Genomic DNA, 239 nt, shown 5'->3' with positions numbered 1-239 from the left:
GGCGAGGATCGCCAGCGGAATGGCGAACTTCGCGGTGTTGGCGATCCAGCGCTCGTTGACGATGCCGGGGCGCAGGACCTGCAGGATCACCACCAGGATGACGAGCAATATGATCAGCGGAATGATCGGCCGGTCCGCCATGAAGCGCTTCAGGCGCCGGCCGAACGAAGCCGGCTGGGGCATGGTCGCGGTGCTCGTCATGGCGTTGCTCCTGCCGGGCGTCCCCGGATGGTGATGAA

At 65.7% G+C, this 239-nt stretch carries 1 pseudogene; it reads right to left on the bottom strand.

Annotated elements, in window-relative coordinates:
• Positions 1-201, bottom strand: a pseudogene (locus EOD29_RS34755) (ABC transporter permease); the annotation flags it as partial.
• Between the last annotated feature and the right edge of the window lie 38 nt (positions 202-239).

This window comes from Mesorhizobium sp. M1A.T.Ca.IN.004.03.1.1, from assembly GCF_003997555.1.
Lineage (GTDB): Bacteria > Pseudomonadota > Alphaproteobacteria > Rhizobiales > Rhizobiaceae > Mesorhizobium.
Note: the sequence above shows the minus strand (reverse complement) of the source record. Positions and strands in the feature narration are given on the sequence as shown.